This is a genomic window from Psychrosphaera algicola (assembly GCF_028401425.1).
GTDB classification, from domain to species: domain Bacteria; phylum Pseudomonadota; class Gammaproteobacteria; order Enterobacterales; family Alteromonadaceae; genus Psychrosphaera; species Psychrosphaera algicola.
Genome location: NZ_JAQOMS010000002.1, coordinates 4510139 through 4535328, shown reverse-complemented (window position 1 = coordinate 4535328; position 25190 = coordinate 4510139). Strand labels below are relative to the sequence as shown.

The window sequence follows — 25190 nt, the reverse complement described above, 5'->3', positions numbered from 1 at the left end:
GCATGATTATCCGTTATTGGTCCCAGACTCACTTTCGCCAGTTTCACTGTCTCCTGAATCAGTTGTACCACTGTTGTCGCTTTCACCAAATAATTTACGGAAGAAATCGACAAATCCACTGCCACTTTCTTGGTCAGCCTGAATCGCATCTAGTTCCGTTCCAAGTCCGGTACTGTCTGCCCCCGCAGTAACCAACGAAGCGTCAACTGCATTTAACTTCGCATTTGCAATGTCACTGCCATCCGCCGCTACTGGAGTTTCACCGCTTGATGTTGAATAAGTCGCCAATGAATCAGCTTTTGCATTAGCCAGCATTGCGGATTCAGAATTACTTGCTTCGGCAGCCATTGCCCGTGCGCTTTCTGCGGTAATTGCCTCTGCATTAATATTGATATTAGTGCCATTGGCCGCAATCGCTGTTGTATTTAGCGATTCAGCTGCGACAGCACGAGCCGTTTCTGCATCGATTGCACTTGAATTAGACATTATCGCGGTTGCATTGCTTGCTATAGCCGTTGCATTGTCGGCAACAACACCACTGAGATCTGAATCTATCGTATCTATTTCAGTTTGAAGTGCGGCTTCGGCTGCCATAGCGCGTGTCATTTCATCCGAAATACCAGTTGCATTTTCTGCTATCGCTGTTGTATTTGCTGCAATCGCGGTATCGGCATCAGATTCGTTTAAGTCAACGTCCGCTTGCACTGCAGCAATCGCGGTATCCGCATCAGATTCGTTTAAGTCCACATCGGCTTGCAGTGCAGCAATTTCGGTATCCGCATCAGACTCGTTTAAGTCCACATCCGCTTGCACGGCAGTAATTGCTGTATCTGCATCAGACTCGTTTAAATCCACATCCGCTTGCACCGCTGCAATTGCGGTATCCGCATCAGACTCGTTTAAGTCCACATCCGCTTGCACTGCTGCAATTGCGGTATCTGCATCAGACTCGTTTAAGTCCACATCTGCTTGCACTGCTGCTATAGAGCTTGTATTTGCTGCAATTGCGGTATCTGCATCAGATTCGTTTAAGTCCACATCCGCTTGCACCGCTGCAATTGCGGTATCTGCATCAGACTCGTTTAAGTCCACATCCGCTTGCACTGCTGCAATTGCGGTATCTGCATCAGACTCGTTTAAGTCCACGTCTGCTTGCACTGCTACAATAGAGCTTGTATTTGCTGCAATTGCGGTATCTGCATCAGACTCGTTTAAGTCCACATCTGCTTGCACTGCTGCAATTGCGGTATCTGCATCAGACTCGTTTAAGTCCACATCTGCTTGCACCGCTGCAATCGCGGTATCCGCGTCAGACTCGTTTAAGTCCACGTCTGCTTGCACTGCTACAATAGAGCTTGTATTTGCTGCAATTGCGGTATCTGCATCTGACTCGTTTAAGTCCACATCCGCTTGCACTGCTGCAATTGCGGTATCTGCATCAGATTCGTTTAAGTCCACATCCGATTGCACTGCTGCAATTGCGGTATCTGCATCAGATTCGTTTAAGTCCACATCCGATTGCACTGCTGCAATTGCGGTATCTGCATCAGATTCGTTTAAGTCCACATCCGCTTGTACTGCTGCAATTGCGGTATCTGCATCAGACTCGTTTAAGTCCACATCCGCTTGTACTGCTGCAATTGCGGTATCTGCATCAGACTCGTTTAAGTCCACATCCGCTTGTAATGCTGCAATTGCGGTATCTGCATCAGACTCGTTTAAGTCCACATCCGCTTGTAATGCGCTTTCAGCGTTTGTTGCTCTTGTTGTCTCAGTGGCAATTGCCGTTGCATTAGCTTCTATATCTCCAGAAACAGTGCCGGTTGCACCGCCTGCTTCAATCGAAACGCTATTTAATAGCTCAGCCGAGTCGACCAAATTATTCGCATCCGTATCGACAAAGTTAGCCAATAAATCTAAACGCAAATCACTGTTATAAATTGAATTACCTGAGCTAAAGAAATCCGATGTTGTCACAGAAGAACCCGAAATAACGTTAGAATCAAAGCCAACAAAACCGTCTATGCCTTCACTTCCATTTACAAGATAAGAGACAAATGCAGCGATGGTATTTGTTGAATCAAATCCAGTACCAATAACTTCTAAAATCGCATCTATTTGATTGTTTACATAATCAAAAGTATTTCGATTATAAAGGTTCATGGCAAGTTCATTACCCGCTAAATCACCATTCACATTAACTAAACTTGATGTGGAACCTGTTTCCGACGAAGTAAACGACATGGCTAATTTCCGAGCCGGACCAGTAAAGTCCTCACTGGTAATTTGGTAACTTGTACCACTACCATTAGTTCCATCCGTTGTTGTTAGGTAGACGCCTGAGTCATCATTGTTGCCCGCAGCGTCGCCGCCATTTGCATCCGCTAGATCTAAATTGCCAAGAACAAGAGAAATATCATTTGCACTTGACGCAGAGGACGCTTTCCAATCAACAAATAACGAATTACTCGAATCACCAACATTACCGTGTGAGGTAAAGTCGTAGGATTTTGCTTTTATAAATTCTGAATTATCCTGATCCTGACTTGAAAGAATGTAGTTATTGCCGGTGATCCCAACAGAAAGCGCAACGTTAGATAAATAGATATCATTTGTGCCGTCATGCCCCTTTATCGTTCCCGCTATTGTCATACTTCCAGAGTCATCGGTGATTGAAACCGTTGAAGCTGTTTCATTTGTATTAATTACACTCCCAGGAGCCGTATTAACAATAATATCGTTAACAGTAAGGCCGGCGTTCGTTGAGGCATTTGTAGTTAATACAACATTTCCACCTGATTGGGAGTCTCCCAAGGTACTAACATCCAGTGTCGTTAATGTAACTGCACCGCCAGCATTAAAACTCAACATTGGAGTAACTACGTTGCCACTATCCGTTAAGCCACCGCCTGCAATCAAGTTAAGTGAGGTAGATGCGTTCGTAGCTCCAATGTCTAAATCATTAACATCGGTAATACTGACAGATGATCCGTCGTCGATCATAACGCTACCAACAAAATCATTATTTGCTTGAGTTAACGTAATGGTATTGTCGCTGTCATCATCTGAATCAGCATCGATAGTTGTCGAACCGGCTACACTGAGTGCTGCGGTTTGTGTGATATTGCCATTACTCGTTAAGTTTAGATCACCAGTTAACGTAGATTCGCTCAGCTCAACGGCGCCTGCATCTTCAATCGTAACATTACCTGCACTAACAACCGCCAAAGATAAATCATTACTATCATTATCTAACGTAATGTTGCCCGTACCTGCAGTTATGCTCACGGCACCACCGAGGTTATTTGCATCGTCGTCCAACATCACCGAGCCATTTGACGTGCTCGTATCTATTGTCGTTGTGCCCGTGACCGCCAACGTTGCACTGTCATTTACACTTGTTGCATTGGTGACATTAAAGCTGCCCATCGTGCCCGCAACCGTTAACGCCCCTGCATTTTCAACCGTTACTGCGCCACTTGATGTGCTGGTTAACGCCAAGTCGTTTGTCGCATTGTCTAACGTGATAGCACCTGAGCCACTGCTCACCGTCACCGCACCCGCAAGGTTATTTGTATCTTCATCCAATATCACCGAGCCATTGCTCACTGTCGTGATATCTGTCGTACCCGTTACCGCCAACATCGCACTGTCTGCAACACTGTCCGCTTCTGTCACCATCAAGCTGCCTAAGCTACCTGATAACGTCAAGGCCCCTGCATCTTCTATCGTTAACGCACCCGTTGTGCTCGCAACCACATCCAGGGCCGTTGTATTATTGTCTAACGTCACCGCCCCTGAGCCACTGCTCACCGTCACCGTGCCGCCTAACGCATTCGTATCTTCATCCAATATCACCGAGCCATTAGCGCCGCTCGTATCTATCGTACTCGCCCCTGTTATTGCTAACGCACCGCTGTCTGTAACACTGTCCGCTTCTGTCACAACAAAGCTGCCCATTGACCCTTCAACCGCCAATGCCGCCGCATCTTCTATCGTCACCATGCCACTTGATGTGCTCACCAAGCTCAGTGCCGTTGTGCCATTATCCAGCGTAATATCGCCCGCGCCACTTGATACCGTCACCACACCCGTTAAGGCATTTGTATCGCCATCAAGCACCACACTGCCATCGCCTGTGGTGGTTAATCCTGTCGTACCCGCCACCATTAATGTGCCGCTATCAGTGATACCCGTTGAGCTGCTCACCAATAAGTTATTGCCTACCGACCCTTGCAGGTCAACCATGCCCGCATCTTCTATCGTCACATCATTACCGCTCGTGACCACTAAGGCTAAATCCGTCGCATCATTATCCAGCGTGATGTCACCTGTGCCCGCCGCTATCGTAACTGTGCCACTTAGCGCGTTGCTGTCATCATCTAATATTACTGAGCCGTTAGCACCTGACGTATCTATCGATGTTGCACCTGTAACCATCACCGTTGCCGTATCGTTTACACTATCGGCATCCGTCACCATAAAGCTGCCCATTGAGCCCGCTACCGTTAAGGCACCTGCATCTTCAATCGTGACCGCACCACTTGATGTTGTGACAACATCAAGGGCGTTAGTATTATTATCAAGCGTAATTGCCCCCGTACCTGATGATACGGTAACCGTGCCACCTAAGTTATTGGCATCGTCGTCTAGGTTCACGGCTCCGTCAGTCGTGGTAATGTTTGTCGCGCCAACAATCGTTACCGTGGCACTGTCATTGACGCTGGTCGCGTTGCTTACTGTAAAGCTACCCATTGAACCTGCAACCGATACACCACCGGCGTTTTCAACTGTCACTGAACCTGTGTTTGTTACCGCTAAACCTAAGTCAGTGGTCGCATTATCTACGGTGATATCACCCGAGCCCGACGTCACAGTTACGAGTCCAACAAGATTGTTGGTATCTTGGTCTAACACCACCGCACCATTTGACGTGCTGGTATCGATTGTTGATGTCCCAGCAATATCTAACATGCCACTATCGGCAACACTGGTGGCATTGGTCACAACTAAGCTGCCCATGATGCCTTCAACCATTAATGCACCCGCATTTTCAATCGTAACACTGCCTGATGTGGTAGTGACTAAGCCTAATGCGTTGGTATTGTTATCTAACGTAATGTTGCCCGTACCTGCAGTTATGCTCACGGCACCACCGAGGTTATTTGCATCGTCGTCCAACATCACCGAGCCATTTGACGTGCTCGTATCTATTGTCGTTGTGCCCGTGACCGCCAACGTTGCACTGTCATTTACACTTGTTGCATTGGTGACATTAAAGCTGCCCATCGTGCCCGCAACCGTTAACGCCCCTGCATTTTCAACCGTTACTGCGCCACTTGATGTGCTGGTTAACGCCAAGTCGTTTGTCGCATTGTCTAACGTGATAGCACCTGAGCCACTGCTCACCGTCACCGCACCCGCAAGGTTATTTGTATCTTCATCCAATATCACCGAGCCATTGCTCACTGTCGTGATATCTGTCGTACCCGTTACCGCCAACATCGCACTGTCTGCAACACTGTCCGCTTCTGTCACCATCAAGCTGCCTAAGCTACCTGATAACGTCAAGGCCCCTGCATCTTCTATCGTTAACGCACCCGTTGTGCTCGCAACCACATCCAGGGCCGTTGTATTATTGTCTAACGTCACCGCCCCTGAGCCACTGCTCACCGTCACCGTGCCGCCTAACGCATTCGTATCTTCATCCAATATCACTGAGCCATTGGCGCCGCTCGTATCTATCGTACTCGCCCCTGTTATCGCTAACGCACCGCTGTCCGTTACACTGTCGGCTTCTGTCACAACAAAGCTGCCCATTGACCCTTCAACCGCCAATGCCGCCGCATCTTCTATCGTCACCATGCCACTTGATGTGCTCACCAAGCTCAGTGCCGTTGTGCCATTATCCAGCGTAATATCGCCCGCGCCACTTGATACCGTCACCACACCCGTTAAGGCATTTGTATCGCCATCAAGCACCACACTGCCATCGCCTGTGGTGGTTAATCCTGTCGTACCCGCCACCATTAATGTGCCGCTATCAGTGATACCCGTTGAGCTGCTCACCAATAAGTTATTGCCTACCGACCCTTGCAGGTCAACCATGCCCGCATCTTCTATCGTCACATCATTACCGCTCGTGACCACTAAGGCTAAATCCGTCGCATCATTATCCAGCGTGATGTCACCTGTGCCCGCCGCTATCGTAACTGTGCCACTTAGCGCGTTGCTGTCATCATCTAATATTACTGAGCCGTTAGCACCTGACGTATCTATCGATGTTGCACCTGTAACCATCACCGTTGCCGTATCGTTTACACTATCGGCATCCGTCACCATAAAGCTGCCCATTGAGCCCGCTACCGTTAAGGCACCTGCATCTTCAATCGTGACCGCACCACTTGATGTTGTGACAACATCAAGGGCGTTAGTATTATTATCAAGCGTAATTGCCCCCGTACCTGATGATACGGTAACCGTGCCACCTAAGTTATTGGCATCGTCGTCTAGGTTCACGGCTCCGTCAGTCGTGGTAATGTTTGTCGCGCCAACAATCGTTACCGTGGCACTGTCATTGACGCTGGTCGCGTTGCTTACTGTAAAGCTACCCATTGAACCTGCAACCGATACACCACCGGCGTTTTCAACTGTCACTGAACCTGTGTTTGTTACCGCTAAACCTAAGTCAGTGGTCGCATTATCTACGGTGATATCACCCGAGCCCGACGTCACAGTTACGAGTCCAACAAGATTGTTGGTATCTTGGTCTAACACCACCGCACCATTTGACGTGCTGGTATCGATTGTTGATGTCCCAGCAATATCTAACATGCCACTATCGGCAACACTGGTGGCATTGGTCACAACTAAGCTGCCCATGATGCCTTCAACCATTAATGCACCCGCATTTTCAATCGTAACACTGCCTGATGTGGTAGTGACTAAGCCTAATGCGTTGGTATTGTTATCTAACGTAATGTTGCCCGTACCTGCAGTTATGCTCACGGCACCACCGAGGTTATTTGCATCGTCGTCCAACATCACCGAGCCATTTGACGTGCTCGTATCTATTGTCGTTGTGCCCGTGACCGCCAACGTTGCACTGTCATTTACACTTGTTGCATTGGTGACATTAAAGCTGCCCATCGTGCCCGCAACCGTTAACGCCCCTGCATTTTCAACCGTTACTGCGCCACTTGATGTGCTGGTTAACGCCAAGTCGTTTGTCGCATTGTCTAACGTGATAGCACCTGAGCCACTGCTCACCGTCACCGCACCCGCAAGGTTATTTGTATCTTCATCCAATATCACCGAGCCATTGCTCACTGTCGTGATATCTGTCGTACCCGTTACCGCCAACATCGCACTGTCTGCAACACTGTCCGCTTCTGTCACCATCAAGCTGCCTAAGCTACCTGATAACGTCAAGGCCCCTGCATCTTCTATCGTTAACGCACCCGTTGTGCTCGCAACCACATCCAGGGCCGTTGTATTATTGTCTAACGTCACCGCCCCTGAGCCACTGCTCACCGTCACCGTGCCGCCTAACGCATTCGTATCTTCATCCAATATCACCGAGCCATTAGCGCCGCTCGTATCTATCGTACTCGCCCCTGTTATCGCTAACGCACCGCTGTCCGTTACACTGTCGGCTTCTGTCACAACAAAGCTGCCCATTGACCCTTCAACCGCCAATGCCGCCGCATCTTCTATCGTCACCATGCCACTTGATGTGCTCACCAAGCTCAGTGCCGTTGTGCCATTATCCAGCGTAATATCGCCCGCGCCACTTGATACCGTCACCACACCCGTTAAGGCATTTGTATCGCCATCAAGCACCACACTGCCATCGCCTGTGGTGGTTAATCCTGTCGTACCCGCCACCATTAATGTGCCGCTATCAGTGATACCCGTTGAGCTGCTCACCAATAAGTTATTGCCTACCGACCCTTGCAGGTCAACCATGCCCGCATCTTCTATCGTCACATCATTACCGCTCGTGACCACTAAGGCTAAATCCGTCGCATCATTATCCAGCGTGATGTCACCTGTGCCCGCCGCTATCGTTACCGTGCCACTTAGCGCGTTGCTATCATCATCTAATATTACTGAGCCGTTGGTGGCTGACGTTGCTAACGTCACGTCCCCCGTAGTTATTGTTCCAGAGTCAGTTATGCCACCAGCGCCCGTTATTGTTGAAGAAATCGAATCAGCTGTCGTCACGCCAAAATCAAGTCCTTGACCATTATTAACAGATAAAGCGCCACCTGTGGTTCCAGAAACTGAACCGGAAATAAGATTAATCCCACTCAAATCTGCGTCATTAGTCACCGCTAATTCAACATCACCCGCAGTGATCATGGTACTGCCTGTATTCACAATGCTATCAGCAGCAATTGTTAGTGCGTCACTGCCTAAATCCAATGCATTTTGAGTCGTCAGTGCACCCGCCGTTAAAACGTTAATGCCAGCGTGAGTGGTTGTTGTATTAAGATCGACACCGTCGATTGAAATCGCGCCACCGGTTTCCATTCCAAACGTAATTTCACCCGTTCCGGCTTGTAAAAGATCCAATTCACTCTGGGTCAAGTTTAGATTGCCAGAACCTGCTGTTCCTAGATCTAAGGTCACACTGTCACTATTGCCTTTAACCGTTATGTCACTGTTATTACTGGTCACTGAACCATTTAGTGTAAAGTCTGTTGCGGCTGAAAGCGTAATGTCACCATCACCACCGCTTGTATCTGAGTCCGATGTAATCGCAGCAGCTTCTACTGTGCCACCAGAAAGATCAACACTGCCTGTGGCAGAAATCGCACCACCGACCAAAAGTGCAGAACCAGCTGTTAGATCAAGATCACCGGAAATCGTTATTGCGTCATCACCGGTATCTATATTATTTGCAGAGTTAATCGTGAGTCCGGTAACAGACAAGGTACCTGTGTCACCCACATCATCACCAAATGTCACATTTGAGGTATCTGATGTAATCGTAATATCACCACCATCAGACAACGAATTAAATGTTGAATTGCCTGTTACATTGACATCGATGTCGTTGCCTGCCGAAAGTGCTATTTCACCACCTGTGACACCTATTGATGTTGCGTCTTCTGAAGTAATTGAGCCAGCTGTTGACGTGATGTCTAACGCTGTTGAATTGGTACTCGTTGTGACAATATCGTGCAGATTAATATCATCATCTTCTAAAATGGTTATGTCGCCAGCTCCTGCGTCAACTTCAATATCCGCCGCCGCGGTGACGATATTTACATCGCCAGAAGCCGTTATTGATATTTCATTTGCAGTGAGTTTACCGGTACTCGTCGTTGTACCGCTGGATTCTACGGTTAGGCTATCGGTGGTCGTTGCCGCCGAAATAGAGACGTTCCCGCCTGTAATGTTTAATTCTGCATTACTATTTGTAATTGTTTCTGAAATAGTCACCGCGCCTGTATTTCCGGATTCACCTATATTAATTGTTCGGTCTAAACCAGCGGAGTCGCTAAATAAGTTTGTGACACTAGCGGCGCCTAATTCTAATGTACTGCTAGCATTTAATGAGTTTTCTAAATCAATCGTGCCGTTAGCTGTTTGTGTGTATATGTTTGTCGTTGAAGTATTAATAGCGCTATTAATGGTTAAATTGTCAGACTCAAGCGTCAACGTTGCGTCATCACCTGTAATGGCACCACTTATGGTAATTTCGCCCGCACTGTCGCCTGAAGTTAAAATAAGCGAACCACCGGACTCAATATCAACCAAGTTGTTCACCAATATGTCATCGCCTGCTGCTACATCAACAGTGGCATCACCACTGATGTTTGACGCACCAATGGATATGTCGCCACTATTAACCACATTAACCGAACTAACATCGGTTAGATCCAATACCCCAACCGTTGTATCTAAATCCCCATCAGTACTAGCACCACCATCTAAAACAAGTTTATTGGCCGTTACATCATTACCAGCCACGCCTGTTATTGTTCCACTAGCGTCTAAGGTTAATGTATTGCCAGTTACGTTTATTGTGTCGCCAAATGTAAGATCATTAGCATTAACTGTAAGGCTACCGCCGGTTTTCGTAACATCTAATCCTGTGACATCCACACCTGAAAAATCAAGTACCGAAGCACCTGATGTATTAAGAGATATTGTGCCCGTTTGGTTCAAAGATGATGTTGCCCCTGCTTGTTCTGTGATTTCAATATCGCCATCTGTAGCGACGTCACCAAGGTTTAAGCTACCATCAAGTTCAAAGTATAAATCGCCAACGGTTGCTCCTGTCGTAGTAAGCGTGCCACCTGTAGATTTGATAGAAAGTGCATTACCGCTTGAGCCAACGGTCAAGTCATTTGATGCAATGTCGTTACTGTTTATCGTGATCGTTCCGTTGGATATAAAGTTTTCGTCGCCTGAAAAAGACGTATTTGTCGCAACCTGTGCATCCGTTGTTGCCGTTATTGGCAAGTTTAATTCCACGGAACCTTCTACAATGACTTGCGATGCCGTAATGTCTATATTCGCCCCTTCTAACTGACCGACTTCTAGCACACCTTGTTGCTGATCAACTGTTATGTTGCCACCGGCATCAATAAATAATGGCGCTGATTTAATGGTGTTAATCGATACGTCGCCGCCCGCACTTATCGACACTTCGCCATCTACATCTAATGTACTATTGGCGCCATTCACTGCTCCGTCAGCTGTAATGGTCAAAAAACTTGTCGCTATTTTGTCGCCATCGTCACCACTCGCGCCTATGATAACGTCGTTGCCAGAAACCAATCCTAATTTATAGTTTGCCGGCTCTATGGTGCTGATCGTGCCATTTACGATCAGATCAGCATTATTGTCTGTGCCTAACGTCAATCCAAAATTATCAGCTGCAGAGTCATAACCGCTCAAACTTGAAATGTCTTTTGTTGAAAACAACAAGTTACTCGTACCAGCCCCCGTATTGACAAAGTTATCCCCAACAGTGATGCCATTAGCATTGGCAAAAATTAAAGATTCAATATTGGAAGTGGTCACTGTACCGTCAATTAATGAGGAGTCGGAACCAATGACCCTGTTCAATACGACAGTTCCTGTCATCGTGCCTTGGCTATTGTTAAAATCGATAGACTCGGTATTTGCGAGGCCAAACGTGTCCCAGTTAATAATGGTCTGTCCATTAAGAACGGTCACTGTCGATTTATCCCCCGACACTGTCGCGCCGTTTGTCGTTGAATTAACCGTACTATTCGTTAAATCGACTGTTTCACCGGCAAATGCGTTTGGGATCAATGCAGCTGACACAGCAATGGCAATGGTCGTTTTAACAAGTTTTGTATTTTCAGGGCGGATATTTAAGGCTGACATGGTATGTCCTTCACTCTACTATTACGGATATAGCTAAAAAAATTTCAACTAATGAAAAAATAGATAGAGATCAGAGAATTCGCAAACGTCTAAATTTACTCAGGATTTAACAGCTCACTAAACACATAAAATTAATTTTAAGTAAAATAGAAGACAAACGCGGTTTTACTCGCTTTGAAGCAATTTAAAATAAAATAGGGAATAAATGGTAGAGCAATAAGTTCTATTAATAATGAAGAACTTAACTAAACAGTCTAAAAAACAACCAACCTATTTGCTTAATTCTGACAATGAGATCCAATTTAACCAAACGTTAATTAGGTTTAGACTGCGATTAAAAAAGCAAAAATGCGTCAAACATAATGTAAAACGGTCAAACTGCCCCCTTCATTTACATAACCTTAAGTATTGATCAGGACCAGTTTTGATTATTCCAACGTACTACTCGCATTAGCGTCGACAGAGTTTGCAATTTCAACGGTTGTAAATCGAATAAAAAGCGACGCCCAAATAATGTTAACGACAATAAAAAGTAGCAGGGAAAACAGCGATTTTTCTAAAACAATATTGAATGTTGCTAATACATAGAATGGCAATGCGCTATAGATAATTTGTCTGTCACTAAATTTTCGTTTTATTTTTAGTAACGCAGAGCAATTTTTACAACTAAATAACTTCATATCCGATGATAAAAATAGTCGATTCCAACCTACGTTCTTACTGCATTCAGGGCATTTAGAATTAGTCATAATTATCCTTTTATTGAAATGATTAACACCCAACACTCATAAATGTTAATTTTTCATTAGTTAAAAGCATGTGTTGTGCACGCTCCACGACAATATGTAAGACATTTTATTTTCTAAAACAGAGCGATATTGAGTCGTTTAAAAATACGAATTTGGCAAGATAGTGGACAATTTAGATCGTCCACGACTTGCCAAGAGGACTAATTGCTCGTATAGAATTTACCGCAATCTCAAAAGCTGTCAGTTCATCCCTATCGACTCCCATACTGCAATTGAGCAAGGTCCCATTTTTAAATAAACTAATTTTACTCATATATACATTTTCATTGTCTATATATGAGCACACCACTTCGACGGTCGTTTGGGCGGCTTTAAATTTATTGGCTAATGTCCTTGCTGAATTTCTAATAAGGTCTGCTCGTGAACTGGCATATTGCAAAACAATGACGTTCATATTTCCCCTCCCAAAAGACAATTTTGCCTTTTGGGAGAGAACTCCTTTATTTTTAAATACTTAAGCTGCATGTTTGTCTAAAATATGAATTGCGTTATTTACCAATCTAAAGCTAACTGGCAGATTTAAGTCGACATCAAGATGTAATGCTCTTGCAACATCAGAGGCAGAAATTAATCCCCTTAACGTATTGCCATCATTATCTGTCACTAAGATATGTTGCTCTGTGCAGCTTGCTAAAGTTTGAACGAGGGATCGAATCGATGTTTGTTCTAACGTAGCCCAATCAATCGATTTCAAATGCGCTTTAAAGCGCATAAAGTCGGCGACACGAAGTTCCGATCTAACGTCACCTCGTGCGACCTTTTTACGATTTCTTGATTATTTAAATCATTAAAACTCAATGTTCCAATAAAATTACTGTGCTCATCTAACACGAGTTGTAATTTAACATGAGCTTTTTCATAATGTATTCAGCTTCGACCGCCTTCGTGTTTGAGTCGATTACAAGTGGGCTGTTTAGCTTAAAGTCAGTTGTGATTTCTGTAGCTTTACTATGCATAGAAACGGCTAATGATTGGCAAGGCCATTCTATTTGCGACACGCGATCGCATGATAAAAACGATAATTTATTCATTTCTTTGTACCTAATATAATTAATAATTGTGGGGAATTTTTCCCAAATACAGATTAACTAGCCAAAGAAAGAGGTGGTGCGCGGATTAAATAATCTCGTTGAGTTGGAGGGTTGTGAAAAGTGATGATAGAAGCAGGAGAAGTGCAACATTGTGCTGACAACTCAAAATCAAACTTCGATAAAAAGAACTTGTCTTCAAATTCTTCAGAGCCAAGAGAATCAATATCACATGATAAAGTGGCATTAATTGTTGTCTCTAGTATTTGATATTGATGACCATAGCTGCCGCCTTGCGAACTTGGGAAGTTCGCAATTAATATAAAGGCTAGAAATAAATAACTCGAGATTAATCTCATTTACTTTCCATATCGCTACAAATCAAAATAGATAGGATTTAAACTAAATCCGTAACTACACAATTAACTAATTCTATTAGTGTAGTTGATGTTAAATCTATTAACCAAAATATGAATAAAAAAGCCTACCTCGGCTTCCCAATTGCACAAGCTAGCTCAATGCGTTTTTACTATATAAACGTTTTAAAATTTATTGTAAAGCTTATATGGGAACAATTATCAGCCATTCCAACCCCCACAAACAAATATGTATCCAATGGCGATAATACGTGTTGCTGACTTTACTCCTAGGACAACAGCTAGCTAGTTAAAATATCTCTGTGGCTGACTCATTTTACAAGCTAAGAGAATGACGTTTTTCTTTCTGAAATTATGAGCCAATTTAGGGTGGATTAAGACGTTCCTCTGCACTTGGTTGGAGATCCCTAATATCGCCGTGGCTCTTTTGGGATGACGTTTTTTCCGTTTAATTGTGCTCAACAATGACTTTTTGTTCTGACTACTATGAGCCAATTTAAGGTGGATTATGACGTTCCTCTGCACTTGGTTGGAGGTTCCAAATATCGCTCCGCTCTTTTGGAATTACAGGTTTTTTCTGTTGGTTTGGAATGATTATTTTCACTAAAGCAATACGTTGTTACACCTAAAGTTCAGGCAACATTTACCTTCGTCTAAATCCCCTTAGTAGAGATTTATATCTCGAAGTGAACCGCAGGGACGCCGTTGCAAGGAATGTTTTCACTTCATGGACGAAGGGAATTCGTCAGTACATGGATGTACGTCAGACGAACCATGGACGAAATTACATTCCGTCTTCGACGATAATATAAATCTTAAATAAGGATTCGGGATTTGGCCGAAAGCGGCCTTTTGCCTACTTTTGGGGCTGTTGCAAAAGTATGGTCGACGCAGTCGAAATAGCTGCCTGCAAGGCAAACTATGGACTTCCTCTGCACTTGGTTGGAGATCCCTAATATCGCCGTGGCTCTTTTGGGATGACGTTTTTTCCGTTTAATTGTGCTCAACAATGACTTTTTGTTCTGACTACTATGAGCCAATTTAAGGTGGATTATGACGTTCCTCTGCACTTGGTTGGAGGTTCCAAATATCGCTGTGGCTGACTAATTTTACAAGCTACGGGTATGACGGTTTTTATGTTCCCCGTCATCTCAAAATCGCGAAGCGATATTTGAGATCTCCTTCAAAGTGCAGAGGACGTTTTTTGTAACTAAATAAAGCAATTAAAACCGAATGCCCAACACCTATAGTAACTCTATAACTGTCGAGTAATATTCGACATGCACCTGTGAAACGTCATAACTTGTTTTAAGCTTTAAAAGCTATAACTAATACCTGCAATAGACTTAACGACTGCCGTGTCTGTCGTGCCTTCCAGAATTGCTTTAATGTGCCAATTCAAACCTTTACTTCTATGGGCTAACCCAATTCCGGCACTATAAAAATAATCGTCGCCACCGGCAAATTGATACTGAATTTTGATATCGTCAATCAAGATCCCAGTGCCATAAAGACTAAAACCTGAAGGCGAACCATTCTGGTATGGGATAAATATACTTTTATATTGCACCATAAGGCCATAAGCATCTTTAACTTCTTCAGACGAATAATCATTGCTGTTACTTATGATTTCTCTTTTATTATTATGAAGAAATACCCCGTAACTCACGCCTATGCCCGTGGATTCACTGGTACTAAAACGCCCAAGAAACAACTGCTCTTGCAGGTAATACTTTGAATATGATTCATGTTGTAACTGATAAACGTCTTTAGAATATTCGACATAAAGGTTACTTAACAGATCACTATCGAGAAATGCTAATGGCTTTAAACCAGCGGTAATCTTTTCATTGTAATCTTCGAGTTCCGTAACTCTATTTACATAGTCAGATAGATTACTTGGTTCATTCCCCTGTGGCGCTTCGTACTCAAAATAAAAAGTATTAAACAAGTTCCCCTCGATACCAACGGCATTAATACCTTGGGCGACCTCATTCGTTACTGTATCTGTTAAGGAAAAGTTTTTGTAATATATTTCCACTTCCGAGCTTTGCACAGACCAAGATAACGCTAAGCTAAAACTTGTAACTAGTATTTTTTTCATCAAATTTCCTTTTAGATACACAACCATTACATTCCAAACCACTATTTTATATGTGAAAATTGTTTATTATTAACTATTTTATATTTGTAACAAATTACTTAACTCATTGCTAGATATCAAGTTTAAACATTTCAATGGGGTAAGCATCGCTGAAATTTGTAATTTTCTCTACACTGGATGGAGGTTCTGAATATTGCTTAGGTTTGGCTATTTTTACAGACTTTTGGAATGACGGTTTTTCTCTAAAACAACACATTATACTAATTCCATTAAATATCTGATCTAATACAGGCTGTTTTAGTAACTTTATATGAATAGACGGCAACTTAGAAACAACAAATCAACTTGTAGCCCTGTCAAGAAAAGAACCAAACGCCAGAAAACGAAAGTGTTTATTAGCGGTATAACCATTTTTTGAGACTGAGAACAGAGCCAATATGTAACCCTCCCATATTTAGATCAAATATTAAGAGAGTTTTCCTGATCTAGTCGCTCATATTCTTTGGGCGGTAGATCGTTCAATGATTCATGTGGTCGATCATAATTGTATTCGACCATCCAACTATCTGTTATTTCTCGTACTTCCGTCAAGCTGTTAAACAAATAACAGTCTAAGACTTCATTTCTATAGGTGCGATTAAATCTTTCAATAAACGCGTTTTGAGTCGGCTTTCCTGGCTTTATAAAATCTAATTTGATGCCATGAAATTCGGCCCATAGCTCAAGTTTATGAGAGATAAATTCAGGCCCGTTGTCCTGCCTGAGCCGTTTAGGATAGCCGCGATATTCAGCAACGCGGTCTAACACTCGTATGCTCCTCTCTGCTGGCAGACTTGAATCAATTTCTATGGCGAGTGACTCGCGATTATAATCATCAATGACGTTAAACGTCCGAAACGACTTTCCTGAGTACAGACTGTCGCTCATGAAGTCCATTGACCAGCAATCGTTGGCCTGTGCAGGAACGGTAAGCGGCTCAGGCTCACGCGTGGGTAATCGTCTTTTACCTTTACGCCTTAAGTTCAACTTAAGACCGCAGTAAATACGATAGACTCGCTTGTGGTTCCACCCATGGCCCATATAACGCAGCCGTTTAAATATCTTACGAAACCCATAACGAGTGTGCTTTTGAGCGAGCTTTGAGACAGCCGTGATAATTTCACTATCATCAACCAACTTAGGCTGATAGTAATAAGTGCAACGACTTATTCCTAATGCATTACACGCCAGCACAACGCCAAGACCATGATGAATTACCGCATACTGCGCCAATTCCTTGCGATCCACTGGCTTTACAGCTTTTTTCAATGATGTCCTTCAGTGCCACATTTTGCAAACTCACATCGGCAAACATTTTTTTGAGCTTGGCGTTTTCTTCCTCAAGCTCCTTCATGCGTTTAAGCTCTGACTGCTCCATGCCACCATATTTAGCTTTCCACTTGTAATAAGTGCTTTGGCCTACATTGTGTTTACGGCACAGCTCCGGCACCGTCATCACGCCAGATTCACCTTCTTTTAAAATGGCAAATATTTGGCTTTCAGTAAATCTCGATTTTTTCATGTTGTTCTCCATCTAGGGTTACTTTAAATGGAAAACTCTATTTTTAACATTCTGATTTTATGGGAGGGTTACAAATATAGCTCGACGGTTTAATACTGACAAACATAACATTAATAGATGGGTATCAGACTATTTAGAGTATGGTCTAACAGGTTTAAACGTTAAACCAATTACAGGTCGACTAGCTTATCTGAATAACAAGCAGAGCTTGAAGTAAAAACTTAGTTTTTAATCATGCTTAGGCCTGCACCGGCGACATACTTGTCGCGTCTGATATTCAAGCTCACATAATCACGAGGTTTACGTTCACTAACAGATAGCTAATGTATAGCAGTTACTGCATAGCCTAGATTTAAGCTGTACAAAAGCCAAGTCTAAACTTACAAAACAATTACAAGAAAGGCAGCAAGTTTTAAAAAATTCCGCTTGAAAACGAACCTTCACTCCCGTTTAACGTGATGACGTAGGATATGGATATCTGGTTTCAAGAAGAAGCTCAAATTGGTCAACAAAATCAAAAAAACCGACTTTGGGCAGAAGTACAACCGTTTGATAATGTGACACTAATTAGGCTGTCAACGTATTCCGAAGAGTTGAATCCCACTAAACAAGTTTGGAGTTGGATGCGTCAACATTGATTGTTGAGTCTAGTATTTGTTGAAATGAAGATATAGTGGAGTAATTTTCAAAAGCTTGGAACACATGTATTTCCACTCCTGCGAGTGGTAATACAAATGTGCTGAAGAGATTGGATTGAACTGACTTAATCTTTAATGGAATTGCTACTAAAAAATCAAGGACTTCTAAAAAATGTTAGTTTTGTGGCAATCAATTGCATTCCTTTACTCTGATTGTAGCTGTCTCGTATATATCTAAGAAATGGTTTCTCTATAAATTCTGACATTAATGTTGCCATAATAATACAAAAAATAAAAGATGAGCAAATTGCAAATAATGGTTCCCACTGCATCGCATAGAACTTATTAATTATAACGTAGCCAATATTTTGATGAATAAGATATAAAGAATAAGATATTCCTCCGAAAAATACAAACGGCCTAAAAGTCAAGAATTTCATTCGCCCTGACAGTGCCAAATAAAACACAATATAAAAAACTGCGAATACTAAAAAATGCTTAAATGAATATATAGCTACAGTTGATAACAATGAAAAAAGCAATACTAAAACATTTCTTTTAAAACTGTTAATACCGTTAATAATTTTATAAAAACAGATTCCAGCAGTAAAGAATGGAAGATATTTCAAGATAAATATTGTATAAATTGGCTTAGGTATATCTATAAGAGCAATGGAATGTAGGATTGAAAAGCCAATTAAAACAGAAAATACTAATTCTGCTTTTCCAAGACCGGACTTAAGATAAAATACAAACATCCAAAAATAAAATGTCAACTCCACTGTTAACGTCCAATAAACTCCATCCACATGTGGGACTTTTAAATAGCCATGAAACATTAAAATATTTATTAATGCGTCAATTGAAGATACTTCTCTACCAGTAAGCCCATAAAAAGCTACTATCAAAAAAGTTATTAATATTGCACACCAATACGCCGGATATAATCGAGAAACCCTAGAAACAATAAAATCTAAAGGTTTATTCACTCTATTTAGTGTCCAAAATATAACAAAACCGCTAACCATAAAAAAAGTTCCACACCAAACTTTCCAATATGAGACCAGCCTACATTCACACTTTCATGACCATATAATTCGTTATACCGATAAAAATAATGATAGCAAACTACAGCTAATGCTGCTAATCCTCGGAGAGCATCTAATTCTAACAATCGTTGATTTTTCATATTACCTCATACTGGGAATTATCCGCCTAATAATATCTAATACAAAAATGTCGTACACTCATTATAATGTTTTAAACTAAGCCTGAACGATAACTAACTTAAACTGAAAACGTTATTAAATTGACAAAGATTTGGATATATAAGGTTTTTTGAAGTTGCCCAAAAGTATATTACTACAGCCAAACAGCTGTATACTAAGCGCTTATATTTTGTCTGAGTTTCATCAAAATTGCCAGTTCTGTCGATAATAAATTTTAGTTGTTTAATATTGCGATGACCATTATCACAGAATTCTATTAAAGCATTTGAAAGATTGACATCCAATGCTAGGGCCAACTTAATTACTATAAACAATTAGCGTTCAACTTCTGCATTGTGATAAACATCTTGTACATCTTCGCAATCATTCAGCATATCCATAAATTTATCAAACACAGCAACATCATCGCCTGATACCGTTGTCATTGTTTGAGGTTCCCAAGAGATTTCCTGAGTATCGAAGTCAATGCCTTCAAACGCTTCTTCAAGGGCGACTTTAACTTTATTAAACTCAGTATGCGGCGCAATAACGGTGACTTTACCATCTTCAACTTCGATTTCGTTAGCGTCGGCATCCGCGTTCATTAGCGCTTCGAGTACCACATCTTCGTCGTCACCGTCAAATTGGAAAATCGCAACGTGGTCAAACATATGTGCTGCAGATCCCTGAGCACCTAATTTACTGTTTGTTTTAGTAAAGCTATTTCTAACTTCCATGATAGTTCGGTTGTTGTTATCGGTAAGACAATCCACTATGACCATACAACCACCTGGACCGAAGCCTTCGTATCGAGCCGCTGAATAATCTTCTCCAGCGCCGCCTAGGGCCTTATCTAAGGCATTTTTAATTACGTGCGCAGGTACCTGATCTTTTTTAGCTCGGTCCATTAAGCTACGAAGTGCTAGATTACCGTCTGGGTCAGAACCGCCATTTTTGGCAACGACATATATTTCTTTGCCGTATTTAGAATATATTTTAGTTTTCATAGCAGCCGTTTTGGCCATTGAATCTTTACGGTTTTGGAATGCTCTTCCCATGACTAACTCTTCTTATTTAAATTCTGACTACTGACAACACATCAACATAAGGTGTTATCTAAAAATTGAAAGGTGGCTAAAGTAATCTATTTTGCGACAAATTTAAATCACTACAGCGTAAAAAGCCGAGTTAATTTGATTTTATCAAAGATTTATAACTAAAAATTAGAATTGATTATTGTATGTGAGATTAAGAAGATTGCAGATGAATCCCAATTTTGACAAAACTATTGAAAAAATTGGAGCGAGTAACGAGGCTCGAACTCGTGACCTATACCTTGGCAAGGTATCGCTCTACCAGCTGAGCTATACTCGCAATCCTTTGTATTTCCCAAAAGGGAAATGGTGCCCGGGGACGGACTTGAACCGTCACACTCTATGAGCGAGGGATTTTAAATCCCTTGTGTCTACCGATTCCACCACCCGGGCAATTTGTTGGGCAGTTTTTTATAGTTGGCGGTACCAACTCTCTCTTGTTATCCAAAAGAAGTTTGGAGCGAGTAACGAGGCTCGAACTCGTGACCTATACCTTGGCAAGGTATCGCTCTACCAGCTGAGCTATACTCGCACTCCGTATTACTTGTGCCTTAGTGCCTGTTTTAAAAAATTGGAGCGAGTAACGAGGCTCGAACTCGTGACCTATACCTTGGCAAGGTATCGCTCTACCAGCTGAGCTATACTCGCACTCCGTATGTTTTGCCCATTCCTCTGTAAGTTACCTTACGAAAGAATGGTGCCCGGAGACGGACTTGAACCGTCACACTCTATGAGCGAGGGATTTTAAATCCCTTGTGTCTACCAATTCCACCATCCGGGCGACACTTTTTAAAACCTGAAATCATGGAGGCGGGTCCCGGAGTCGAACCGAGGTCCACGGATTTGCAATCCGCTGCATAGCCACTCTGCCAACCCGCCATTTAGTAAAACATTTGGAGCGAGTAACGAGGTTCGAACTCGTGACCTATACCTTGGCAAGGTATCGCTCTACCAGCTGAGCTATACTCGCATAAAATGCTAAACTTTGACTTCACATTGTCATCGCTGACAACGGAGACGCATTCTACATTCAAACCTTTTTGAGTCAATATCTATTTTAAATAAAAATGACTTTTTCAGTCTGTTTGATGAAATTTTAACTGATATGGCTTGAAATTAAGCTTTTTGCCAGAAATAAATGGCCAAGCAGCCTTAAAGTAAATCACCAATGACCAAATAGTTAGGGCGGTTGCAGAGTATAAAAATGCATACGTTGCAAAATCCAAAAGCGGCCCTAACAACCATCCTTCAAAAACCCAAAATTCATTTGGGTGCCACAATAAGCCGATAACCGCTAACATTTGAGCAGCTGTTTTATACTTGCCCACCATACTCACCGCAACATAATCGCGATTGCCCATTTCAGCCATCCACTCTCGCAGGGCTGATATTGCGATTTCACGACCAATTATTATCGCGGCAGGTACTGTAACCCACATATTTGAGTAGTCATCGACCACAATGACTAACGCCACTGCGACCATAACTTTGTCCGCTACAGGGTCAAAAAACGCACCAAATGGCGTCGACTGATCTAATTTTCTTGCCAAATAACCGTCTAGAGCGTCGGTAATTGCGGCAAACCAAAATACAAATGCCGTAGCAAAGTACTTCCATTCATACTGAACTGCAGGGAGGTAATAAAACACCACCAAGACAGGAATAAGGGTAATTCGAAAAGACGTTATTATATTGGGAATATTCCACATAAAAAATACTACATATTGAATGGTTATTGTCGGCTCTTACGATGATGCCTATTTAATCCTTATCATGCAAGAAGCTATGGATTTCAGTTGCCATTTCTTGGCTGATACCAGAGACTTGACTCAGTTGTTTTTCGGTCGCTGCCATAACGCCCTGCAGGCCACCAAAGTTCTTTAAAATCGCCTGTCGGCGTTTTGCACCAACCCCCGGTATATCTTGCAATACAGAGTGTGTTTTGGCCTTACCGCGTTTTGCACGGTGCCCTGTGATTGCGAACCGATGGGACTCATCCCGAATATGTTGGATAAGATGCAATGCAGATGAGGCCTTTGGCAAATGAACTTCAATTTCACCGCCATTTAAATATAAAGTCTCAAGACCTGGCTTTCTGCCCTCTCCTTTGGCAATGCCCACAATGATAGGAGCTTTTTCCAATTGCCAATCGGCAAAAAAGGCTTCTGCCTTGTTAAGCTGACCTTTACCACCGTCGATAAATAAGATGTCGGGGATATTATCGATTGATGATACTTTGCCAAATCGTTTTTTCATGGCAAATTCCATTGCACCGTAGTCATCACCGCCCTTTACGCCTTTCACATTATAACGTCGGTACTCAGATTTATTAGGACCTTCAGGGCCAAAAACCACACAAGATGCTATAGGATAATCGCCAAATGTGTGACTGATATCAAAACATTCCATTCGATTAATTTGAGTGATTTTTAACAGTTCACACAATTCTTTGTATTTACTGCTAATTGCACGTCCATCGGCTAGTTTACCTGCTAGGTCAATATCGGCATTTTTTGCGCCAATCGATAATATTTAAACTTCTCACCTCGTTGAGGCTTAACTAATTCAACCTTTGCGTCTCGCTCTAAAGCAATCGCTTTTTGCAGTTCTTCAATGTCATCGGCAATTTCAGGGACAACAATGAGTTTCGGAATATTTTGACCGCCCATGCCATTTAAATAAAACTGGCTAATAAAAGACGTGACAATTTCGCTCGGTTCGCTATTAGGTGGCACTTTTGGTGAATAATTTTTGCTACCAAGGACTTTTTGATCTCGAATGTACAAAACGTGAGCCGATGCCAATCCCTTATCGATACTCACCGCAATAACATCGATTTCGTCGATATTACCACTGACATTTTGTTGCTCAGTGACTTTGCGTAGCGCCATTATTTGGTCACGAAAAACGCGGCTTCTTCAAAGTTTAAGTCAACGCTGGCGGCTTCCATCTTACCGATTAATGTATCGATAACTGCCTTAGCTTTTCCCCGTGAGAAATTGTTTAACTAAATCGATTTGGTCACTGTATTGCTGATCGGTGACATAACCTTCAACACATGGGGCAGAACACCGTTTTAGTTGATGTTGTAAACATGGCCGACTTCGAACGTTATAAAAATTATCTTCACATTGTCTCACTGGAAAGACTTTCTGCATGATCCTAAGCGATTGCCAAACCGCACCAGCACTTGGAAACGGGCCATAATAATCGCCTTTGTGGCGTTTGGCGCCACGGTGCATCGCAATGCGGGGATGTTTGTGATCAGTGACTAAAATATATGGATACGACTTATCATCTCTAAGTAAAATATTGTACTTAGGTTGATACTCTTTAATCAGGTTGTTTTCTAAAATCAGTGCTTCGGTTTCAGAGTCGGTAACCGTGAATTCGATGTTATTTATTTGGTTTACTAAGGCGCGGGTTTTTACGCTGTCGACGTCCTTTCGGAAGTAACTGGTAAGGCGGTTTTTTAAATTTTTTGCTTTACCAACATAAATGACCGTTTGATCATTATCGTACATACGGTAAACCCTAGGACGTGAGGTTACCGTATTTAGAAAGGCTTTTGAGTCAAATTCAACCATGGCTTAAAATCAATAGTAGCGGTTAGAGTTTTTCCATGTCGAGCATGCGATGTCGTATCGCCATATGGGTAAGTTCAACGTCGTTGCCGACATTGAGTTTTTCAAACATTCGGTAGCGATAACTATTGACGGTTTTAGAGCTTAAATTAAGTTGTTCGGCAATATCTTGGACTTTTTCGCCTTTGGTGATCATCAACATAATTTGCAATTCACGCTCAGATAGCAATTCAAATGGTTTATCATTTTTTCGCCATTTAACTGGCTCAATGCCATCTGCTGAGCAATTTCTGGGGCAATAAAACGCTGACCAACATGCACAGAACGAATCGCTTGGATCATCTCATCTGGGCGGGTCATCTTGGTTAAAAACCCATGGGCGCCAATTTGCATGACTTTTGATGGAAATGGATCTTCCGTGTGAACGGTTAACATCACCACTTTCACATCGGGGCAATATCGAATAATTTTTTTGGTCGCTTCTAAACCACCAATCCCCGGCATGTTCATGTCCATTAAAACAACGTCTGGTGTATGAGTGCGACAAAATTGAAACGCTTCTTCGCCTGATGAGGCTTCACCAACAACATTTAATCCACGAACATCATTAACTATCCGACTTATACCGGTACGGACTAATTCATGATCGTCAACTAACAATACATTGATCAATGGCAAACCCTCTATCTAAAAAATCGAAAACAAAATTACCACAAAACTAAACTAAGGCAACAATGATAAATCAAACACTGTTCTAAACTTTAGCTTAATTGGACATTTAAACGGCGTCAGGTTGATTTTCTGGCGCCGCTTTTGTAAATGCGTCCAATGTTCTGCAATGGGCGACAACCCGCTGTATCAAAGGATACGGCGACATATCAAAGTTAAACCGTTCTGCATTATAAACCTGAGGTATCAAACATAAATCGGCCCAACTGACATGGTCACCAAAACAAAAATTACCTGCAACTTTATTAATGCTTTTTTCAAATGCAGTAAAGCCAACCTCTAACCAATTAAAATACCACTGCATTTTTTGTTCTTCGCTTTGCGCCAACGGCCCTGTTAGATATTGCAAAACCCGCAAATTGTTAAGCGGATGAATATCACAGGCCAAATCCAACGCTAAGGCTCGGCATTTCATGTTGTCGGCTAAGTTAGCTGGCAACAAGTTTATGTTGGGGTATTTTATCTCTAAATACTCCAATATAGCCAATGATTGATTGAGCGTAAACTCTCCATCCACCAGCGTTGGGACTAACTTATTTGGGTTTAAATCTGCATAATCCTCAGCATGTTGCTGACCGCCATCTTTAATCAAATGTACTGATTTTTGTTCGTATTGCAGGCCTTTTAAATTGAGCGCAATACGTACTCGATAAGCGGCTGATGAACGCCAATACCCAAACAATGTCAT

At 42.4% G+C, this 25190-nt stretch carries 14 protein-coding genes, 7 tRNA genes and 2 pseudogenes; 1 reads left to right on the top strand and 22 read right to left on the bottom strand.

Annotated elements, in window-relative coordinates; translation table 11 throughout:
• Positions 1-6: 6 nt before the first annotated feature.
• From PN838_RS24880 to PN838_RS24845, 8 genes are all read right to left on the bottom strand, one after another.
• Positions 7-11370 carry a filamentous hemagglutinin N-terminal domain-containing protein gene (locus PN838_RS24880; RefSeq protein WP_272182380.1) on the bottom strand — a complete coding sequence of 3788 codons (11364 nt, stop codon included), beginning with the start codon at positions 11368-11370 and terminating at the stop codon, positions 7-9.
• A gap of 428 nt (positions 11371-11798) precedes the next feature.
• The gene (locus PN838_RS24875; RefSeq protein ID WP_272182379.1) at positions 11799-12119 is read right to left on the bottom strand and encodes a hypothetical protein; all 321 of its coding nucleotides are present in this window, start codon (positions 12117-12119) and stop codon (positions 11799-11801) included.
• Positions 12120-12291: 172 nt separating this feature from the next.
• Positions 12292-12573, bottom strand: coding sequence for a hypothetical protein (locus tag PN838_RS24870; RefSeq protein ID WP_272182378.1), 282 nt, complete (start codon positions 12571-12573; stop codon positions 12292-12294).
• A gap of 60 nt (positions 12574-12633) precedes the next feature.
• Positions 12634-12891 carry a CBS domain-containing protein gene (locus PN838_RS24865; RefSeq protein WP_272182377.1) on the bottom strand — a complete coding sequence of 86 codons (258 nt, stop codon included), beginning with the start codon at positions 12889-12891 and terminating at the stop codon, positions 12634-12636.
• Positions 12892-13003: 112 nt separating this feature from the next.
• Positions 13004-13210, bottom strand: coding sequence for a hypothetical protein (locus PN838_RS24860; RefSeq protein ID WP_272182376.1), 207 nt, complete (start codon positions 13208-13210; stop codon positions 13004-13006).
• A gap of 53 nt (positions 13211-13263) precedes the next feature.
• A complete protein-coding gene (locus PN838_RS24855; RefSeq protein ID WP_272182375.1) occupies positions 13264-13566 on the bottom strand; it encodes a hypothetical protein in 303 nt (100 codons plus the stop codon).
• A 1333-nt stretch (positions 13567-14899) separates the two neighbouring features.
• Positions 14900-15688: a hypothetical protein gene (locus PN838_RS24850; protein WP_272182374.1), complete on the bottom strand. Its 789-nt coding sequence runs from the start codon at positions 15686-15688 to the stop codon at positions 14900-14902.
• Positions 15689-16147: 459 nt separating this feature from the next.
• Positions 16148-17249 (bottom strand): IS3 family transposase gene (locus PN838_RS24845; RefSeq protein WP_272182373.1). Its coding sequence is split into 2 segments (ribosomal slippage): positions 16148-16994 and positions 16993-17249, totalling 1104 coding nucleotides; the frame shifts between segments, so codons are not numbered across the junction.
• Positions 17250-17719: 470 nt separating this feature from the next.
• On the opposite strand from PN838_RS24845, the gene PN838_RS24840 reads away from it, so the two are divergent.
• A complete protein-coding gene (locus PN838_RS24840) occupies positions 17720-17887 on the top strand; it encodes a hypothetical protein (RefSeq protein WP_272182372.1) in 168 nt (55 codons plus the stop codon).
• A 155-nt stretch (positions 17888-18042) separates the two neighbouring features.
• Here PN838_RS24840 and PN838_RS24835 read toward each other — a convergent pair whose 3' ends face one another.
• The 14 genes and pseudogenes from PN838_RS24835 to maiA form a co-directional block, all read right to left on the bottom strand.
• Positions 18043-18915 carry an acyltransferase family protein gene (locus PN838_RS24835; protein ID WP_334313449.1) on the bottom strand — a complete coding sequence of 291 codons (873 nt, stop codon included), beginning with the start codon at positions 18913-18915 and terminating at the stop codon, positions 18043-18045.
• Positions 18882-19076, bottom strand: a complete 195-nt coding sequence (locus PN838_RS27735) for a heparan-alpha-glucosaminide N-acetyltransferase domain-containing protein (protein ID WP_370661069.1) — start codon at positions 19074-19076, stop codon at positions 18882-18884. The genes PN838_RS24835 and PN838_RS27735 overlap by 34 nt, the downstream gene beginning before the upstream one ends.
• Before the next feature lie 354 nt (positions 19077-19430).
• Positions 19431-20153 (bottom strand): YebC/PmpR family DNA-binding transcriptional regulator, encoded by a 723-nt coding sequence (locus PN838_RS24830; RefSeq protein WP_215963126.1) that lies wholly within the window; start codon positions 20151-20153, stop codon positions 19431-19433.
• Between the two features lie 240 nt (positions 20154-20393).
• Positions 20394-20469, bottom strand: a tRNA-Gly gene (locus PN838_RS24825).
• 27 nt (positions 20470-20496) lie between these two features.
• Positions 20497-20582: transfer RNA gene (locus tag PN838_RS24820), tRNA-Leu, on the bottom strand.
• Positions 20583-20645: 63 nt separating this feature from the next.
• Positions 20646-20721 (bottom strand) — tRNA-Gly (locus PN838_RS24815).
• 40 nt (positions 20722-20761) lie between these two features.
• A tRNA-Gly gene (locus tag PN838_RS24810) sits at positions 20762-20837 on the bottom strand.
• 47 nt (positions 20838-20884) lie between these two features.
• Positions 20885-20970: transfer RNA gene (locus PN838_RS24805), tRNA-Leu, on the bottom strand.
• A 24-nt stretch (positions 20971-20994) separates the two neighbouring features.
• Positions 20995-21068: transfer RNA gene (locus tag PN838_RS24800), tRNA-Cys, on the bottom strand.
• A 15-nt stretch (positions 21069-21083) separates the two neighbouring features.
• Positions 21084-21159 (bottom strand) — tRNA-Gly (locus PN838_RS24795).
• Positions 21160-21265: 106 nt separating this feature from the next.
• The gene (pgsA, locus tag PN838_RS24790; protein WP_272182371.1) at positions 21266-21898 is read right to left on the bottom strand and encodes a CDP-diacylglycerol--glycerol-3-phosphate 3-phosphatidyltransferase; all 633 of its coding nucleotides are present in this window, start codon (positions 21896-21898) and stop codon (positions 21266-21268) included.
• Between the two features lie 52 nt (positions 21899-21950).
• Positions 21951-23776 (bottom strand): annotated as a pseudogene (uvrC, locus tag PN838_RS24785) (excinuclease ABC subunit UvrC).
• A 22-nt stretch (positions 23777-23798) separates the two neighbouring features.
• Positions 23799-24445, bottom strand: a pseudogene (gene uvrY / locus PN838_RS24780) (UvrY/SirA/GacA family response regulator transcription factor).
• A gap of 106 nt (positions 24446-24551) precedes the next feature.
• Positions 24552-25190 carry a maleylacetoacetate isomerase gene (maiA, locus tag PN838_RS24775; RefSeq protein WP_272182370.1) on the bottom strand — a complete coding sequence of 213 codons (639 nt, stop codon included), beginning with the start codon at positions 25188-25190 and terminating at the stop codon, positions 24552-24554.

Excerpts from the sequence above, each read along its gene's own strand:
- PN838_RS24840 (WP_272182372.1), top strand. The coding sequence starts at position 17,720 with ATGGATATCTGGTTTCAAGAAGAAGCTCAAATTGGTCAACAAAATCAA.
- maiA (WP_272182370.1), bottom strand. The coding sequence starts at position 25,190 with ATGACATTGTTTGGGTATTGGCGTTCATCAGCCGCTTATCGAGTACGT.
- PN838_RS24830 (WP_215963126.1), bottom strand. The coding sequence starts at position 20,153 with ATGGGAAGAGCATTCCAAAACCGTAAAGATTCAATGGCCAAAACGGCT.
- PN838_RS24855 (WP_272182375.1), bottom strand. The coding sequence starts at position 13,566 with ATGAGATTAATCTCGAGTTATTTATTTCTAGCCTTTATATTAATTGCG.
- PN838_RS24880 (WP_272182380.1), bottom strand. The coding sequence starts at position 11,370 with ATGTCAGCCTTAAATATCCGCCCTGAAAATACAAAACTTGTTAAAACG.
- PN838_RS24850 (WP_272182374.1), bottom strand. The coding sequence starts at position 15,688 with ATGAAAAAAATACTAGTTACAAGTTTTAGCTTAGCGTTATCTTGGTCT.
- PN838_RS24860 (WP_272182376.1), bottom strand. The coding sequence starts at position 13,210 with ATGAATAAATTATCGTTTTTATCATGCGATCGCGTGTCGCAAATAGAA.
- PN838_RS27735 (WP_370661069.1), bottom strand. The coding sequence starts at position 19,076 with ATGAAAAATCAACGATTGTTAGAATTAGATGCTCTCCGAGGATTAGCA.
- PN838_RS24865 (WP_272182377.1), bottom strand. The coding sequence starts at position 12,891 with ATGCGCTTTAAAGCGCATTTGAAATCGATTGATTGGGCTACGTTAGAA.
- PN838_RS24870 (WP_272182378.1), bottom strand. The coding sequence starts at position 12,573 with ATGAACGTCATTGTTTTGCAATATGCCAGTTCACGAGCAGACCTTATT.
- PN838_RS24835 (WP_334313449.1), bottom strand. The coding sequence starts at position 18,915 with ATGGTTAGCGGTTTTGTTATATTTTGGACACTAAATAGAGTGAATAAA.
- pgsA (WP_272182371.1), bottom strand. The coding sequence starts at position 21,898 with ATGTGGAATATTCCCAATATAATAACGTCTTTTCGAATTACCCTTATT.
- PN838_RS24875 (WP_272182379.1), bottom strand. The coding sequence starts at position 12,119 with ATGACTAATTCTAAATGCCCTGAATGCAGTAAGAACGTAGGTTGGAAT.